This is a genomic window from Bradyrhizobium sp. AZCC 2289 (genome assembly GCF_036924615.1).
Lineage (GTDB): Bacteria > Pseudomonadota > Alphaproteobacteria > Rhizobiales > Xanthobacteraceae > Bradyrhizobium.
Genome location: NZ_JAZHRY010000001.1, coordinates 9,718,284 through 9,733,188, shown reverse-complemented (window position 1 = coordinate 9,733,188; position 14,905 = coordinate 9,718,284). Strand labels below are relative to the sequence as shown.

At 62.1% G+C, this 14,905-nt stretch carries 17 protein-coding genes; 10 read left to right on the top strand and 7 right to left on the bottom strand.

Going from position 1 to position 14,905, the window contains the following annotated elements; translation table 11 throughout:
- Positions 1-88: 88 nt before the first annotated feature.
- Positions 89-337 (top strand): RNA chaperone Hfq, encoded by a 249-nt coding sequence (gene hfq / locus V1289_RS45770; RefSeq protein ID WP_006020546.1) that lies wholly within the window; start codon positions 89-91, stop codon positions 335-337.
- An 11-nt stretch (positions 338-348) separates the two neighbouring features.
- Positions 349-1,725 carry a GTPase HflX gene (hflX, locus tag V1289_RS45765; RefSeq protein ID WP_334406116.1) on the top strand — a complete coding sequence of 459 codons (1,377 nt, stop codon included), beginning with the start codon at positions 349-351 and terminating at the stop codon, positions 1,723-1,725.
- A gap of 131 nt (positions 1,726-1,856) precedes the next feature.
- On the opposite strand, the gene mazG is transcribed toward hflX, so the two are convergent.
- A complete protein-coding gene (mazG, locus tag V1289_RS45760) occupies positions 1,857-2,711 on the bottom strand; it encodes a nucleoside triphosphate pyrophosphohydrolase (RefSeq protein WP_334406114.1) in 855 nt (284 codons plus the stop codon).
- A gap of 150 nt (positions 2,712-2,861) precedes the next feature.
- Here mazG and queC point away from each other — a divergent pair, with 150 nt between their 5' ends.
- Positions 2,862-3,578 (top strand): 7-cyano-7-deazaguanine synthase QueC, encoded by a 717-nt coding sequence (gene queC / locus V1289_RS45755; protein ID WP_334406112.1) that lies wholly within the window; start codon positions 2,862-2,864, stop codon positions 3,576-3,578.
- Between the two features lie 26 nt (positions 3,579-3,604).
- Here the strand turns inward: queC and V1289_RS45750 are convergent, their stop codons facing one another.
- The 4 genes from V1289_RS45750 to nthA all read right to left on the bottom strand — a co-directional run bounded on the left by V1289_RS45750 (position 3,605) and on the right by nthA (position 5,863).
- Positions 3,605-4,108, bottom strand: coding sequence for a DUF4188 domain-containing protein (locus V1289_RS45750; protein WP_074278660.1), 504 nt, complete (start codon positions 4,106-4,108; stop codon positions 3,605-3,607).
- Positions 4,109-4,194: 86 nt separating this feature from the next.
- Entirely contained in the window at positions 4,195-4,569 is a 375-nt protein-coding gene (locus tag V1289_RS45745; RefSeq protein ID WP_334406109.1) for a nitrile hydratase accessory protein, read from the bottom strand.
- A complete protein-coding gene (gene nthB, locus V1289_RS45740) occupies positions 4,569-5,228 on the bottom strand; it encodes a nitrile hydratase subunit beta (protein WP_334406107.1) in 660 nt (219 codons plus the stop codon). Before nthB ends, V1289_RS45745 begins: the two co-directional genes overlap by 1 nt.
- On the bottom strand, positions 5,225-5,863 hold the full coding sequence (gene nthA, locus V1289_RS45735) for a nitrile hydratase subunit alpha (protein WP_334406105.1): 639 nt from the start codon (positions 5,861-5,863) through the stop codon (positions 5,225-5,227). The genes nthB and nthA overlap by 4 nt, the downstream gene beginning before the upstream one ends.
- Before the next feature lie 125 nt (positions 5,864-5,988).
- Between nthA and V1289_RS45730 the strand changes: the two genes are divergently transcribed.
- From V1289_RS45730 to V1289_RS45715, 4 genes are all read left to right on the top strand, one after another.
- On the top strand, positions 5,989-6,702 hold the full coding sequence (locus V1289_RS45730) for a hypothetical protein (protein ID WP_334406104.1): 714 nt from the start codon (positions 5,989-5,991) through the stop codon (positions 6,700-6,702).
- A 54-nt stretch (positions 6,703-6,756) separates the two neighbouring features.
- Positions 6,757-7,086: an antibiotic biosynthesis monooxygenase family protein gene (locus V1289_RS45725; RefSeq protein ID WP_334406103.1), complete on the top strand. Its 330-nt coding sequence runs from the start codon at positions 6,757-6,759 to the stop codon at positions 7,084-7,086.
- 47 nt (positions 7,087-7,133) lie between these two features.
- Positions 7,134-7,940, top strand: a complete 807-nt coding sequence (locus V1289_RS45720; RefSeq protein WP_334406102.1) for an enoyl-CoA hydratase/isomerase family protein — start codon at positions 7,134-7,136, stop codon at positions 7,938-7,940.
- Positions 7,941-8,076: 136 nt separating this feature from the next.
- Positions 8,077-9,162, top strand: a complete 1,086-nt coding sequence (locus V1289_RS45715) for a S1/P1 nuclease (protein WP_334406101.1) — start codon at positions 8,077-8,079, stop codon at positions 9,160-9,162.
- A gap of 134 nt (positions 9,163-9,296) precedes the next feature.
- Here V1289_RS45715 and V1289_RS45710 read toward each other — a convergent pair whose 3' ends face one another.
- A complete protein-coding gene (locus V1289_RS45710) occupies positions 9,297-9,578 on the bottom strand; it encodes a hypothetical protein (RefSeq protein WP_334406100.1) in 282 nt (93 codons plus the stop codon).
- Between the two features lie 107 nt (positions 9,579-9,685).
- Positions 9,686-9,907 (bottom strand): hypothetical protein, encoded by a 222-nt coding sequence (locus V1289_RS45705; protein WP_334406098.1) that lies wholly within the window; start codon positions 9,905-9,907, stop codon positions 9,686-9,688.
- A 1,241-nt stretch (positions 9,908-11,148) separates the two neighbouring features.
- Between V1289_RS45705 and V1289_RS50105 the strand changes: the two genes are divergently transcribed.
- The 3 genes from V1289_RS50105 (at position 11,149) to V1289_RS45690 (ending at position 14,885) form a co-directional block, all read left to right on the top strand.
- Positions 11,149-11,343: a hypothetical protein gene (locus V1289_RS50105; protein WP_442896150.1), complete on the top strand. Its 195-nt coding sequence runs from the start codon at positions 11,149-11,151 to the stop codon at positions 11,341-11,343.
- 603 nt (positions 11,344-11,946) lie between these two features.
- Entirely contained in the window at positions 11,947-12,966 is a 1,020-nt protein-coding gene (locus V1289_RS45695; RefSeq protein WP_334406096.1) for a TRAP transporter substrate-binding protein, read from the top strand.
- A 20-nt stretch (positions 12,967-12,986) separates the two neighbouring features.
- Positions 12,987-14,885, top strand: coding sequence for a TRAP transporter large permease (locus tag V1289_RS45690; RefSeq protein WP_334406094.1), 1,899 nt, complete (start codon positions 12,987-12,989; stop codon positions 14,883-14,885).
- Positions 14,886-14,905: the final 20 nt, after the last annotated feature.

The window sequence follows — 14,905 nt, the reverse complement described above, 5'->3', positions numbered from 1 at the left end:
CTCAGGGTAGGCTGGCGACCGGGGAGGCTCCGTTAGAGAGCAGCAACCGGTTTAAGAAAAAGAAGCACAAGACGGCGGGATAAAAACAATGGCGGCAGACCGCGCACAAAACCTACAAGACACCTTCCTAAATCACGTTCGTAAAACCAAAACGCCACTGACGATCTTTCTGGTCAATGGAGTGAAGCTGCAGGGGATTGTCACCTGGTTCGACAATTTCTGCCTGTTGCTGCGTCGCGACGGTCATTCGCAGCTTGTATACAAGCATGCGATTTCGACCATCATGCCGGGCGCTCCGATCCAGTTGTTCGAAGGCGGCGAGGATGCTCCGGCTTGAAAGTGATCTGATTGGAACCCCTAAATCTTAAAGGGGGCGCCGACCGCCCGCGGTCGGCGGAGGGCAGAGAAACCGGGCGGGTGATCGTCATCGGCCCTTACTTGCGTATGCGCCGCGGCGACCCCGACGCGCAAACGAACGATGCTGTCCGCGATTCCGAGGCACGGTTGGAGGAGGCGGCCGGTCTGGCGCGCGCCATCGATCTCACGATCGCGGATACACTGATCGCGTCGATCAGCCAGATCCGTCCTGCCACCTATCTCGGCAAGGGCAAGGTCGAGGAGATCACAGGTCTCATCACCGGGCATGACATCGAACTTGCGGTGATGGATTGCGCACTGTCGCCGATCCAGCAGCGCAATCTGGAGAAGGCCTGGAACACCAAGGTTCTCGACCGTACCGGACTGATCCTGGAAATCTTCGGCCGCCGCGCCAAGACCAAGGAAGGCGCGCTGCAGGTGGAGCTCGCGCATCTCAATTATCAGCGCTCGCGCCTGGTTCGCTCATGGACCCATCTGGAACGCCAGCGCGGCGGTTTTGGCTTCATGGGCGGCCCCGGCGAAACCCAGATCGAAGCCGACCGCCGCCTGATCGGCGACCGCATCATCCGGCTCGAGAATGAGCTGAAGAAGGTTCAGGCGACGCGGAGGCTGCATCGCGCCGGCCGGCAGCGGGTGCCCTACCGCGTGGTGGCGCTGGTCGGTTACACCAACGCCGGAAAGTCGACGCTGTTCAATCGCCTGACCCGCGCCGACGTGCAGGCCGCCGACATGCTGTTTGCGACACTGGACCCCACACTGCGCGCGCTGACGCTGCCGCACGGCGGCAAGGCGATGCTGTCGGACACGGTCGGTTTCATTTCCAACCTGCCGACGCAGCTGGTCGCCGCGTTTCGCGCGACGCTGGAAGAGGTGCTGGAGGCGGACATCATCCTTCATGTCCGCGACATGTCCCATGAAGATGCGGAAGCGCAGGAGCGCGACGTCGATGCCGTGCTGCGCAAGCTGGGTATCGATCCCGATGCCGGGCAGCGCGTTCTCGAAGTCTGGAACAAGATTGATCGCTTCGACGCCGAAGAGCGCGAAAACCTGCGCAACATCGCCGCGCGCCGGCCGCCGGAGCGGCCGTGTTTCCTGGTCTCCGCCGCGACCGGCGAGGGGGTCGAGGCGCTACTGGCCGCAATCGAGGATCGATTGGCGGCTTTTCGGATGACGCTGGACCTCTCCGTCGACGCCGCCGATGGCGCCGGCATCAGCTGGCTGCATCGCAATTCCGAAGTGCTGAACAAGCAGCTTCACGACGGGCGATTCGATATGACCGTGCGCGTCGATGCGACCAAGCGCGACATCGTGGTGTCGCGTTTCGATGCCGTGCCGCACGTGGCGTAGTGGTCGTTCCCGCGCACGCGGGAACCCATAACCACAGGCGTTCGCGGTTACGACAGGTCGTCGAACGGCATTTTCAAATCGATAGATCGCGCGATTTGGGTCCCGGCGTTCGCCGGGACGACAACAAACATTCAGCCGCGACCCAGCGCCTTCACCGCCGCAGGCGGCGCGGGCTGCTCCTCGCCCTTGGCTTCATTCCACAACGCGTCCATCTCGGCGAGCGTGGCGCTTTCGAGTGAACGGCCCTTGGCCGCCAGAACGCGCTCGATATAGCCAAAGCGGCGTTCGAATTTGGCGTTGGTGCCGCGCAGTGCGGTTTCGGGATCGGCGCCGACATGTCGCGCCAGATTGACCAGTGCGAACAGCAGATCGCCGGTCTCCGCGGCGAGTTCGCCGGCGTCGCCGCGGTCGAGCGCGGCCTCGATCTCGTCGGCTTCCTCGCGGATCTTGTGCAGCACCGCGCGCGGGTCGTTCCAGTCAAAACCAACCGTCGACGCCTTGCGCTGCAAATCCATCGCGCGCGTCAGCGCCGGCTGCCCCGCCTTGACGCTCGACAGCAGTGATTTGTGCTCGACCTCCGGCGGCCGGCCCGCGGCGCGCTCGGCTTTCTCTTCCGCCTTGATGCGATCCCAGTTGCCTTTCACATGGGTAGCAGTCAGCCGCCCGTTCTGGTCGGCGAACACGTGCGGATGCCGTCGGATCATTTTTCGCGTGACCGCCTCGACCACGTCGCCGAACGCGAAGGCGTTTTGCTCCTCCGCCATGCGCGAGTGGAACACGACCTGCAGCAGGAGATCGCCGAGTTCGTCGCGGAGGTCGTCGAGATCGCCGCGTGTGATGGCGTCGACGACCTCATAGGCCTCCTCGATGGTATATTGCGCGATCGACGCAAAGTCCTGTTCGAGATCCCAGGGGCAGCCGGTCACGGGCGTGCGCAACGCCGCCATGATCTCGAGCAAACGTGAAATGTCGCGGGAAGGGGTCATCGGGCACCGGATTTTTTGGGTTTTGGCTTTATGCCGCAAGCGGCCGCTCGATCCCAGCGGAACGGGCCGAAACAGCCGATATTTCCACCGATTGGCCCAAACAAAGGTGGGCAATTGGCCAACGCATGGGTGGGTGCTAAAGGCCAATTAATGAACAATCAATCCCCATCCGAAACCGCGCTGGTGCTGTTTTCCGGCGGACAGGATTCCACCACCTGCCTCGCCTGGGCCCTGCAGCGCTTCGCCCATGTCGAAATGATCGGCTTTAGCTACGGACAGCGTCACGCCATCGAGCTTGCGTGCCGCGACCGTTTGCTTACGGGCATGAAGGCCGTGCGGCCGGACTGGGCGGCAAAACTCGGCGAGAGCCACACGCTGGAGATTCCGACGCTGGCGGAGATTTCCGACACCGCGCTGACACGCGATGTCGCGATTGAAATGGGCGCCGACGGCCTGCCCAATACCTTCGTGCCGGGCCGCAATCTGGTGTTTCTCACCTTTGCCGCCGCGCTGGCCTATCGGCGTGGCATCCGGCACATCATCGGCGGCATGTGCGAGACCGATTATTCCGGCTATCCGGATTGCCGCGACGAAACCATCAAGGCGTTGAACGCCGCGCTCAATCTCGGCATGGCCAAATCCTTTGAACTGCACACGCCATTGATGTGGCTCGACAAGGCCGCGACCTGGAAACTCGCGCACGATCTTGGCGGGGCAGGGCTGGTCGATCTGATCCGCGAGCACTCGCACACCTGTTATCTCGGCGAGCGCGGCGCGCAGCATGATTGGGGTTTTGGCTGCGGCGAGTGCCCGGCCTGCGCGCTGCGGGCGAGAGGATGGCGCGAATATTCGGCAGGCGCCGCCTAGCCGTTCGGTTGTCGGCGGGGCAAGACCTAAACGTTTGCCGGCTGATCCGCTCCGTCGGTCTGGCGCAAGCGGCCCTTGGCGCTCCTGAGCGATCCCTCGGCCGGCACATGCGCGCCGGCGGCGGCCAATCCCCAAATCGGCATGTTGTTGTAGACGCTCTCGTGCGCGCCGTCCTTCACAAGGTAGGTCTCATGCCAAATCCCGACGTCGCCATTCGAAGCTATCTTGCGGTTGAAGTCGCGCCATGCCGGTAAATGAGCCAACGATCGGTCGGATGCATAAGCGTGCAATTGCTCGAAGCTGCGCCAATACTGAATGACAAGCAGGTTGGGAAATCCAAACACCGTGCGGGCATGCAAGAGCCCGAGTTCCGGCCGTTCGGCAAGCTCGGTCAGCATACGCGGCATCGCCGTCGCCACCGGTCCCCATTTCCAAAACTTCCACCATTTGTTGACGCGCATCCCGATCAGGAACACGACGAAATCGCCATCAAGCCGGGCGGTCATGCGCGCCGGGAATAATTTGGTCATGAGCTTGGTCTCGCGCTGGAGTGAACGGTGCCTTTCCGACAAGCGACCACGGGTCGAGGCAGGCTAAAATGTCACTTCCGGCAATGCTAGCCGAAATCCGCCGGCGTTAGCTCGATTGGCTGGCCATGCGGCGTGCGGTCGGCGGCGTGGTCCCAGGCATCGCGGTAGCGGTGCAGGGTATCGGAGGTCGCGACGCCTTTCTCGGCAACCAGATTTTCCAGCGTCGCCAGCCAATGCCGGTAATAGGTTTCGCCGGTGTCGGGATCGCCGGCCGCCTGCGCCCGCTTGATCTCGCGAGCAAGGGCGGCAGCCCATTCGTTCCAGGTGAACAGTCCACGCTCATGCAGCGCGAGCGCCATCGCGAAGGCCTGCGCTTCCCAGGGCTCGCGGAACACCGGGCCGTCCTCATCGCGGGGAATCCCGGGCACGGCCGCCGTCGCGCGCACGCTCGCTGCGTCCATCACACCGGCTCCAGATAGGGCTCGAACGCGTCGACGGAAACCTTGACCGTCGGGTCGGCATCCGGACCCCAGAGTTCGGCGCCGTCGAACACGACGGTGTAGAGCCATTGGGGGTTCTCGCCGGATTCCGTCGCCGCCGAGTCCGGAAACACCTGACAGCCGTGATCGCGCTCGACCACGCCGACATGACCGCGCACGTAGCGCGGCAGCCGTGTGTGGGTCAGGGGGTGAATGTTTTTCGCGCGCACCCGATCGCCAGCCTTGAATTTCGCGGGTGCGGGCGCCGCGCGGGCGAATTTACCGCGCACCATGATGCGTTCGACATCATTGAGGCCAAACTTGCCGCGCTTGAGCGGTTTCGGCGGCTGCACGGCGTGTCCGGCGGCGACGTCTTCGGCTGCGATGAATCCCTTGTCGATCAAGAGGTCTTCGAGCCCCAGAAACCATTTCTTGTAATAGGAACTCGAGAGATAGACGTGCGGCGGCAAGGCCTCCCGGTAGAACCGCGACGTATCGATGTTGAAGGCGCCGGCAGCCCCCATCGCGCGCACCATCGCCAGCACGCGGGCTTCCCATTCGGTGTGGAACATCGGCTCGTTCGGCTCGGGCTCGACCTTGCCGAAACCGTCCATGCCGCCCATGTCGTGCACGCCGTTCATGATGGCGCGCCCGGCGTCTTCGGAAATCCGGTGCCGATCATGGAGTCGCGCGTCACGAGTTCGGCGAGCTGCTGCTCGCTCCAACCCTCGGTACCCTCTGGGCGTATCGGCAGCACCAGAAAGCGCGTTTCGGCGGTCGAATCCCAGACGCGGATATCGGTTTCCTTTGGCAGGCTGACGCCGAAGTCGGCGAGCACGCCGCGCGGGTCCTTGACGGCGCGCGACCGATAGGGCGCCGCCTTGTACCAGACCGGCGGCAACCCCAGCATTTCCCAGGGGTAACAAGAGCACAGCGTGCACACGACCATGTTATGGCGCTGCGGGGTGTTCTCGACGGCGACGAGATGGTCGCCGACCCGGCTGACATGACCGAGCGTGCTTACCGCCTTGGTGGCATCATCGAGCAGGGCCTGCTTGAAAGCTGGATCGGTCCAGGCTTTTGCGACAACCTGGGCGCCATTGTGCGGCCCGATCCTGGTCTCATAGGCCTGGATGATGGCATCGAGCGCGGCCGGTTCAACATAGCCTTTTTCGGTCAAAATCGTCTCGAGCGCGCGGACGCGCAGCTCGGTCTCCGACAATTCCGAATGGTCGTGATCGTGGTGGTGATGATGGTTGTGATCATGATCGGTCATGGGTCCAAGATAGGCGCAAAATCCGGGCTATGTCGAGGCGCAGACTCTGCTAGCATTTGTCATGGGGGCTGGGCAGGGTGGGGTGTTGGGCAGGGCGCATTGCAATAGCCGGGGGCGCGGCCATATTGGCGGGGTTTCCGGCGGGCGTGGCGCGGGCGGCCAACGGCGCCTATGCGGTCGACGCCGCCGACATTTCCGAGGTCGGATCGTGCAAGGTCGAAAGCTGGCTACAGGCGGCGACCAACACCGATTTCTCGGCCGTGGCCAATCCATCCTGCGCCGTGAATATTTTCACGCCGGTGGAATTGAGCCTGCAGACCGTGAGGTCACGCAGCGATGGCGACTGGAGCAACACGATCGCGCCGAGGGCCAAATGGAACATTGCGCCGACCGGAATCGGGCGGCTCGGTTATTCGTTTTATGCCGGCGGTTTGTTCGATGCGCTGACCGGAGAAAATCTGACCGCTTTCGCGGTGGTACCGGCGACGTACAGGCTATCCGAGAATATGCGGATCAACGTCAATGCCGGCTGGCTGTGGGATCGCACCGTCGATCGGCATTACCTGACCTATGGGCTCGGCTTCGACTGGAAATTCACCGAGGTCCTGCAATGGACGATCGAGGCGTTCGGCCAGGCTGGCGCGACCGATACGCCAAGCGTGGTCCGGCCCCGGTTCCAGACCGGCGTGCGCTACCGGCCCAATGAAATCTTTTCCGTCGATCTGATCTATGGGCACAATATCACCGGCGAAAACGCCAACTGGATCACGATCGGCACCACGGTCCGCTTTCCTGCGCCGGATCAAAGACCCGCGCGCGAGCGCACCGGCCATTTGTGAGCTATTGGTCTCTCAAATGCCGGGTAGGGTTTGGTCTGCTGTCGAGGAAATAGGATGCCCACAATTTCGAAAGGTCGAACGCCGCTAACGTTCATCAACGTTTTTACGGTCGCGCCGGAAAACCAGGATGTGTTGATCAAACTATTGACCGAAGTGACCGAGCAGAATGTCAGGCATCACAAGGGATTTATCTCCGCGAGCCTGCATCGCAGCGTCGATGGCAAGAAGGTGACGATGTACGCGCAATGGGCCAGCGTCGAGGATTATGAGTCCATGCGTCGAAACCCGGGGCCCGCACCGGCGCTGGAGAAAGCGCTCCAAATAGCGACGTTCGATCCCGGCATGTATGAGGTCACGCAGATTTTTCTTCCCGACAAGAATTAGATCGCGCCCTATCGTGCCAGGAAAAATACGGGCAGGGAGGTGTTGAGTTGACCGATTTCGTGACGATCGAAAAGGGCCTCGGCCCCGAGGGCCGCATTGCCGTGGTGCGCTTCGACCGCGGCGACGGCATCAATGCGCTGTCGCCGGAGGCGCTGCGTCAGCTCACCGATACCGCCCGCAGCTTTGAGGATGATGCCGAAACCTCGGTGGTCGTGCTCACCGGCGGCACAAAAGCGTTCAGCGCCGGCTTCGACCTCAGGGATCCCGAGGGCCGGTCGCGCAAGACCATGGATATGGACACGCTGCGCCGGCATTTAAAACTCGGACCGCGGCTGACGCGGGCCTGGCAGGAGATGGAGCAGATTACGATCGGCGCCATCGAGGGCTTTTGCGTCGGTGGCGGTGTCGCGCTGGCGGTGGCGCTGGATTTCCGCATCATGGCCAGCGACGCCCATCTGCGCGTGCCAGAGATCTGGCTCGGCATGAACATGAGCTGGCAGAGCGTGCCGCGGATGCTGCATCTGATGGGACCGGCGCGCACCAAGCAGGCCGTGATCCTGGCCGATCAACGCGTCTCGGCGGCCGAGGCCTATGAATGGCGGCTGGTGGAGCAGGTGGCCGATCCCGGCAAGGCGTTCGACGCCGCAATGGCGCTCGCCGCCAAGGTCGCCGCGCAACCGCCGCTGTCGGTCGCCATGACCAAGCTGACCGTCAACCGCCTCGCACACGCGCTGGACGATCTCGCCAGCCATATGGACGTCGACCAGTTCGCGCTGACGAGCCTGACCGAGGACCACAAGGAAGGCGTCGAGGCGTTCCTGGGCCGACGAAAACCACGGTTCAGGGGACGCTGAAAGCACCGAAACTGGTGTCACACGACTCCGTCAAGATGGTTTTGGCGGCGGCTTTCACATTGCCTCCGAGATTGCACTGTGTCTAAATCGCAACCGCGACGAATGTGCCCTTTTGAGCGAGACCGTGAGATTGCTCATGTCCAAAATAGTCTTCGCACTCAGTTGCCTTTTGTGCGCGCTCTATCCTGGATCTGCGTCGGCCTGGGCATATCAGGGACACAGGGTCATCGGCTCGATCGCGGACAATCTGCTGAAACCGAACGCAAGCCTGCAGGTCAAGCAGATCCTCAATCCGCCAGGGTCGCACGACGCATCGCCGGGTTCACAGGGGTTCGATCTGCGCAAGGCAGGGCCGTGGGCCGACTGCGTCAAGAGCGTCGCCAAGCTTTCCGACGGCACATTCAAATACACCCTGAGTGACCTGCATCCCGAATACGAATTGCCCTGCATCCCCTTCAAGAACGAGCGGGGCCTGATGGAGGACTACGCCTCACGAAACTGGACGACGTGTTTCTATCCATCGGATCCCAACAAGCCCCAGCTTGGCTGTCACAATACATTTCATTTCGACGACGTCGCGATCGAGCGCAACGGCTTTGACCGGAGTTTTCAGGGCACCAACGCGCACGATCTGGTGGCCGCTATCTCGGCGGCGATCGCGGTGTTGTCGGACAAGCCCGTGCCGCAATCGTTCGCCTTTTCGATCAAGGACAAGCGGGAAGCGCTGTTGCTGCTCACCCACTTCATCGGCGACTTGCATCAGCCGCTGCATGTCGGCTCGGTCTATCTGGACAATAACGGCCAGCTCGTCGATCCCGATGTGGCGCACGCAATCGATCCGGCCAACGATACCATCGGCGGCAATGCGATCCAGGACCAGAATATCAACCTGCACGCCGAGTGGGACGACATCCCGACCGACATCGGCGATGCCGCGACCCGGGAACTGCTTGCGGCGGCGAGGACGGTACCGGCGAGTCCAGGGCGCCCCGATGACTGGCCGGCGGCCTGGGCCACCGACACGGTCATGGTTGCCCATGAGGCTTTCGCGGGGCTGACATTCACGTTCGACCCGCCGCAGCCGCCGAGCACCCGAATCCAGTGGACGGTCGCGTTTGAGGACCACACCGCCTATCTCTGGCTGGCGGACCAGATCAAACGAAAGCAACTGGCCAAGGGCGGAGCGAGGCTGGCCGAAATCCTCAATGCCATCTGGCCGTAGCCCGCGTTGTCCGCAGGCCGCGTTCTCTGAGAGCAAGACCTCCGCTTGGGGCACGGCATTCCCGTGTGTGAGCGCCATCTTCAAATGCAGGGATCACCGTTGTGCGATCGGGATTTTGAGATTGAACAGCGCGATCAATGTTTGGGTGCGGGATGCCGATTACGAGCCGTTTCACTGCTTGCCAGGAGCTGATCGTACAATCGATCGATCTCGCTCGCCTGATCGGGTGTGACATCCTCCAAATGCAAGGCTCTCAGCTCATGCGCGGTTGGCTGGTAATTGCGACCATTGCGAATCGGCCATGGTCCCTTGTGAAGTGGAGGGGCGTTCTCTGCAGATCCGATGTTTGCCAGCAATAGCGACGCCAGAGCTAATGTGACCCCAAAGATAACCTTGCGTCGTGATTTGTCAGCCATTATTGCGAATCCCCGTGCAGAGGGTTACGGCGAACGACGGAGCGGACTCCGAGTGGATTCTCAAGGCAGTCGGGCTGGCGAGGTCTGCCAGCCCGAACTCTTCGTCGCTATTGGAACGTATCAATAGCGGTGTTGGGCATGCACGGGGGCACAGTATAGGGATCCGAGGCAAACGCGCCGACGCTTGGAGCCCGCACACAGTCCGTAGCGCTCGTATGGGCCTTGGTCGTGGCGTGCCGAGCCGCGACATCGTTGCGAGCAGCCATAGCCTGACTTGTGAATACGGCTGCGGCGATCAGCGCGGCCGACACGAAGGTCACTTTGGTCATTTGTTTCTCCATATGGTGGCAGAAGCCAAGAAAGCGTTCGGCTCCTTATTGTGGAGAGCGGCCAGCCTTGGGAAACATTCCATCACGCGCTTTCAACGAAGCGTGAGCTTCTGCGGTCACATTCGGTGATGACGACGGCCATGATGGCGGGACAATGCGGCTGGCGCGAAATCGTAAGAGCCGTAGCGGTCGCCGCAATAAGCAACGCCTGCGCCGATCGCCGCACACGCTCCCCTCAACGCGGGCCAGTCGCGAGACAACCTGGCAGCAGGAGTTGGCGCCCCTCCATTCAGAACGTCCAGATTGGGATAATAGAACGCGAAAAGGCCCGGCTCCTGGATGGCAGCTTGCGCAAATGCTGGCGCCGCCGCTGTCCCTGACAGGAGCACAGCCGCTGCGAGAGTTTTGAATGAAACCATTGTCCTTTCTCCTGTAGCGATCGGGTGCGTGCCCGCGTGGGGACACAAGACGATGTGATCACGCTCGTGAGGCGAGCGTGCTGTTCGAACGCGAGCTATCGGATTGCAACATCCAATGCGGATGCCTTCGCTTTCTGTAGGGAGAGATCGCGCCCGTTTCATTAAATTCCGCTTGGGAAACTCAACTCTACTTGAAACGCGCGTTACAGATTCAATTGCCAGGCGACCAGCCGGCTGGGGGAGCAACGGGACGTTGACGACCGGACGTAGTCGAGGTTCTGCTCGTCGCTCTTGGCTTGACCATATGCTGCCCGTTCGTCGCCGACAGGAGCAGTACCGACCGACGCCATGGGGTCGGTGGTCAAGCTGAATCACCACATGGAGCCGCTGCCAGACGCCCCACAAAGCGGCTACCGCGAACTCATCATCGCGAGAGAGGGCGTGGAAAGGCCCCGACGGTTGTTCGATCCCGACGGCAACCGTGTGCGCCTGGTGCCGCCGGGCATGAGAGGGCGTCACCCAGATCGGCGTAGGAATGGGGGTCCGAAGCCTCAGCGAACACCGACAAGCACTATGCCCATATCCATTGTTGCAACCAAGTTGAGATGTCCCTTGCTCTGCAAAGTTAAGATGTCACTCGGCAGCTTCTGACGTCGCCGGGGCCGTCGCTGCGTAGACGCCGGTATCGCAGCGGCGGCGGCCCCGGCGGGCGGGGCGTCTGCCTGGTTTTTTCCCCTGAACGAGACGATCAGCGCGGTCCTTCATCAGGCCGGCTTTCTGATTTGACCGCCTGGGACCGGCTAAGTTGTCACGATAATGGGGGTGCTTGTCCTGCTGCTGCTTGATCCAGGCCAGCACTTCGCCGAGACGCTTGTTCTCGATGATGGCGGCCGCTCGGCCCGGGGCAGCCAGATTCCGGCTTGCCGCATCCAGCCGCGCAACGTCTCCCGCGACACCCGCAGATCATGGCGCTCGGCCAGCTTCTCGGCCGCCAACGTCGGACCAAAGTCTGCGTAGTGCTCTCGAACCAGCGCAACCGCATGATCACGCACAACGTCGGGCAGGCGGTTGTTCGACGGCCGGCCACGCCGCCGGTTGGCAATCGCAGGTGAACGCCATCCCGGTGGCGCTTTAACAGCCGGTGGGTCTGCCGCCTCGTGAGGCGCATCAGATCGGCCGCCGCCGAAGTCGTCAGCCGGCCACCATCAAGCCGCGCCAGAACATCATCAGCACCACACCCATCGGATCCCCAGCCTCCAAACCCCGTGACATTTTAACTTTGCGCCTACATCCGTAATTCGCATAAGGTATATTATGGAATATTTATATCTACAATTAGATCAGATGTTTAGGCGGAATTCCTTCCAAATTAAATCAGTTCGGCCACCAACCTGACCATCGCGCCGGGATACCATCGGCCAGCTGGTTCGTATCCAAACGCGCGGCCGGCGCTCGGGCTTCGCCGTCCGTCCGCTCGCCCGAAAGCCGATATTGCCGCGGCCTGCGGACGCTGCAATAAGCCCCCCAAGAACCAGATCGCTAACGAGATCGCGGATGACCGCACGGCATCAGGTCCGTATAGGATTGCATCAAGAACAATAAGTCTCGAGGGAGAAACAGATGAGCTTTTCACGACGCACGCTTCTGAAGGCATCCGCTGCGTCAGCGGTTTTGGGCGGCATCGGCGCGCCATTGGTAGCGCGGGCCCAGACGGCCGAATTTACCTATAAATATGCCAACAACGCGCCGGACTCGCATCCGATGAACGTGCGCGCCAAGGAAATGTCGGCAGCGATCAAGGCCGAGACCAATGGCCGGTTCGACCTGCAGATTTTCCCGAATAACCAGCTCGGTTCGGACACCGACATGCTGAGCCAGATCCGCTCCGGCGGCATCGAATTCTTCACGCTGTCCGGCTTGATCCTGGCGACCCTGGTTCCCGCGGCCTCGATCAACGGCATCGGCTTTGCTTTCCCGGACTACGACACGGTCTGGAAGGCGATGGACGGCGATCTCGGCGCCTATGTGCGCGGCGAAATCGGCAAGGCCGGTCTCGTGCCCATGGACAAGATCTGGGACAATGGGTTCCGTCAGACCACGTCATCGACCAAGCCGATCACGAGCCCCGACGATTACAAGGGCTTCAAGATCCGCGTGCCGGTCTCGCCGCTCTGGACCTCGATGTTCAAGGCGTTCGACGCCTCGCCCGCCTCGATCAATTTCAGCGAGGTCTATTCGGCGCTGCAGACCAAGATCGTCGAAGGCCAGGAAAATCCGCTGGCGCTGATCTCGACGGCGAAGCTGTACGAAGTGCAGAAATTCTGCTCGCTCACCAACCACATGTGGGACGGCTTTTGGTTCCTCGCCAATCGCCGCGCCTGGGAGAAGATTCCCGAAGACGTCCGCGCTATTGTCGCCAAGAATATCAGCGCGGCGGCGGTCAACGAGCGCGGCGATACGGCCAGGTTGAATGCCAATTTGCGTGGCGAACTCGAGTCCAAGGGTCTGGTGTTCAACCAGCCGGATGTCGCGCCGTTCCGTGAAAAGCTTCGTTCCGCCGGGTTCTATGCGGAATGGAAGGGCAAATACGGCGACCAGGCCTGGGCGTTGCTCGAAAAATCCGTCGGCAAGCTGTCGTAACGCGTAGCCTGGGGGCCGTCATGGCTCATGCCGAACTGAGTGAAATCATGGGCGGCGAGGTGGATCAGCCCCCTCGCCGCCGTTCGGCATTGGCCTCGGTCGAACATGCCCTGGGAATGCTGGTCGAGATTCCGGCGGCGCTGCTGGTCATCGCCGAAATCGTGATCCTGTTCGCCGGCGTGGTGTCGCGCTACGGACTGCACAGTCCGCTGATCTGGTCGGACGAACTGGCCTCGATCCTGTTCCTGTGGCTGGCGATGCTGGGCGCCGCGGTCGCGTTCCGCCGCGCCGAGCATATGCGGATGACCGCGATCGTCGCCAACGCCAGACCTGCCATGCGGGCCTATCTCGATCTGATCGCGACCTGCGCCGCGCTCGCGTTCCTGTTGATGATCGCCTGGCCGTCTTACGACTACGCCTACGAGGAAAGCTTCATCACCACGCCGGCGCTGCAGATCCTCAACAGCTGGCGCGCGGCCGCATTGCCGGTCGGTATCTGCCTGATGGCGCTGTTTGCGTTGTTGCGGCTGGTGCGCGCGAGCAATTTTCGCACCGTGGTCGCCGCGATCCTGTCGGTCGCCCTGGTGATTGCGGTGTTCTGGCTCTTGAAGGGCTGGCTGAAACCGCTCGGCAATATCAATTTGATCATCTTCTTTGTCGGCGTGGCCGGCTTTTGCGTCTTCGCCGGCGTGCCGATCGCGTTCGGATTTGGGCTCGCCACCTATGGCTACCTGGCGCTGACCACGAATACGCCGCTGATGGTGCTGGTCGGCCGCATGGATGAGGGCATGAGCCATCTGATCCTGCTGTCGGTGCCGCTGTTCGTGTTTCTGGGGCTCCTGATCGAAATGACCGGCATGGCGCGGGCGATGGTGGCGTTCCTGGCCAGCCTCTTGGGCCATGTCCGCGGCGGGCTGCATTATGTGCTGGTCGGCGCAATGTATCTGGTCTCGGGCATATCGGGCTCGAAGGCCGCCGACATGGCCGCCGTGGCGCCGGTGCTGTTTCCGGAAATGAAGGCGCGCGGCGCCAAGCCAGGCGATCTCGTCGCCCTGCTCGCCGCGACCGGCGCGCAGACCGAGACCATCCCGCCGAGCCTCGTGCTGATCACGATCGGCTCGGTGACGGGGGTGTCGATCGCGGCGCTGTTCACCGGCGGATTGCTGCCGGGCGTGGTGCTGGCGATCACGCTGTCGGCGCTGGTCTGGTGGCGCTACCGCGGCGAGGATCTGCAGCACGTCACTAAAGCCAGCGGCAGCGAGATCGTCCGTGCGCTCGTCATCGCCCTGCCCGCATTGGCGTTGCCGTTCGTGATCCGCTACGCCGTGGTCGAGGGCATCGCGACCGCGACCGAGGTTTCCACCATCGGCATCGTCTACGCGTTCCTGGTCGGCTTTTTGATCTACGGCCTTTTGATCTACCGCAATTTCGACTGGCGGCGGATTGTGCCAATGCTGGTCGAAACGGCGTGCCTGTCGGGCGCGATCCTGTTGATCATCGGCTGCGCAACCGGCATGGCCTGGGGCCTGACGCAATCAGGGTTTTCGCGCGCGCTGGCCGCCGCCATGACTGGCCTGCCCGGCGGTTCGGCGTCGTTCATCGCGGTGTCGATCCTGGCGTTCACGATCCTCGGCAGCGTGCTCGAGGGCATTCCGGCGATCGTGCTGTTCGGGCCGCTGCTGTTTCCGATCGCCCGCGCCGTCGGTGTCCACGAGGTGCATTATGCGATGATCATCATCCTCGCGATGGGCATCGGATTGTTCGCGCCGCCGTTTGGAGTGGGCTATTATGCCGCCTGCGCCATTGGAAAGGTCGATCCGGCCGATGGCATCAGGCCGATCTGGGGTTATCTGCTGGCGCTGATGATTGGCCTCGTCATCGTGGCGATCTTCCCGTGGATTTCGATCGGGTTCTTGTAAAATTCACTTCGTGAGATGGG

Excerpts from the sequence above, each read along its gene's own strand:
- mazG (WP_334406114.1), bottom strand. The coding sequence starts at position 2,711 with ATGACCCCTTCCCGCGACATTTCACGTTTGCTCGAGATCATGGCGGCG.
- V1289_RS45750 (WP_074278660.1), bottom strand. The coding sequence starts at position 4,108 with ATGACCAAATTATTCCCGGCGCGCATGACCGCCCGGCTTGATGGCGAT.
- nthA (WP_334406105.1), bottom strand. The coding sequence starts at position 5,863 with ATGACCGATCATGATCACAACCATCATCACCACCACGATCACGACCAT.
- V1289_RS45710 (WP_334406100.1), bottom strand. The coding sequence starts at position 9,578 with ATGGCTGACAAATCACGACGCAAGGTTATCTTTGGGGTCACATTAGCT.
- V1289_RS45705 (WP_334406098.1), bottom strand. The coding sequence starts at position 9,907 with ATGACCAAAGTGACCTTCGTGTCGGCCGCGCTGATCGCCGCAGCCGTA.
- hfq (WP_006020546.1), top strand. The coding sequence starts at position 89 with ATGGCGGCAGACCGCGCACAAAACCTACAAGACACCTTCCTAAATCAC.
- V1289_RS45745 (WP_334406109.1), bottom strand. The coding sequence starts at position 4,569 with ATGGACGCAGCGAGCGTGCGCGCGACGGCGGCCGTGCCCGGGATTCCC.
- V1289_RS45695 (WP_334406096.1), top strand. The coding sequence starts at position 11,947 with ATGAGCTTTTCACGACGCACGCTTCTGAAGGCATCCGCTGCGTCAGCG.
- queC (WP_334406112.1), top strand. The coding sequence starts at position 2,862 with ATGAACAATCAATCCCCATCCGAAACCGCGCTGGTGCTGTTTTCCGGC.
- nthB (WP_334406107.1), bottom strand. The coding sequence starts at position 5,228 with ATGAACGGCGTGCACGACATGGGCGGCATGGACGGTTTCGGCAAGGTC.
- V1289_RS45715 (WP_334406101.1), top strand. The coding sequence starts at position 8,077 with ATGTCCAAAATAGTCTTCGCACTCAGTTGCCTTTTGTGCGCGCTCTAT.
- V1289_RS45690 (WP_334406094.1), top strand. The coding sequence starts at position 12,987 with ATGGCTCATGCCGAACTGAGTGAAATCATGGGCGGCGAGGTGGATCAG.
- V1289_RS45725 (WP_334406103.1), top strand. The coding sequence starts at position 6,757 with ATGCCCACAATTTCGAAAGGTCGAACGCCGCTAACGTTCATCAACGTT.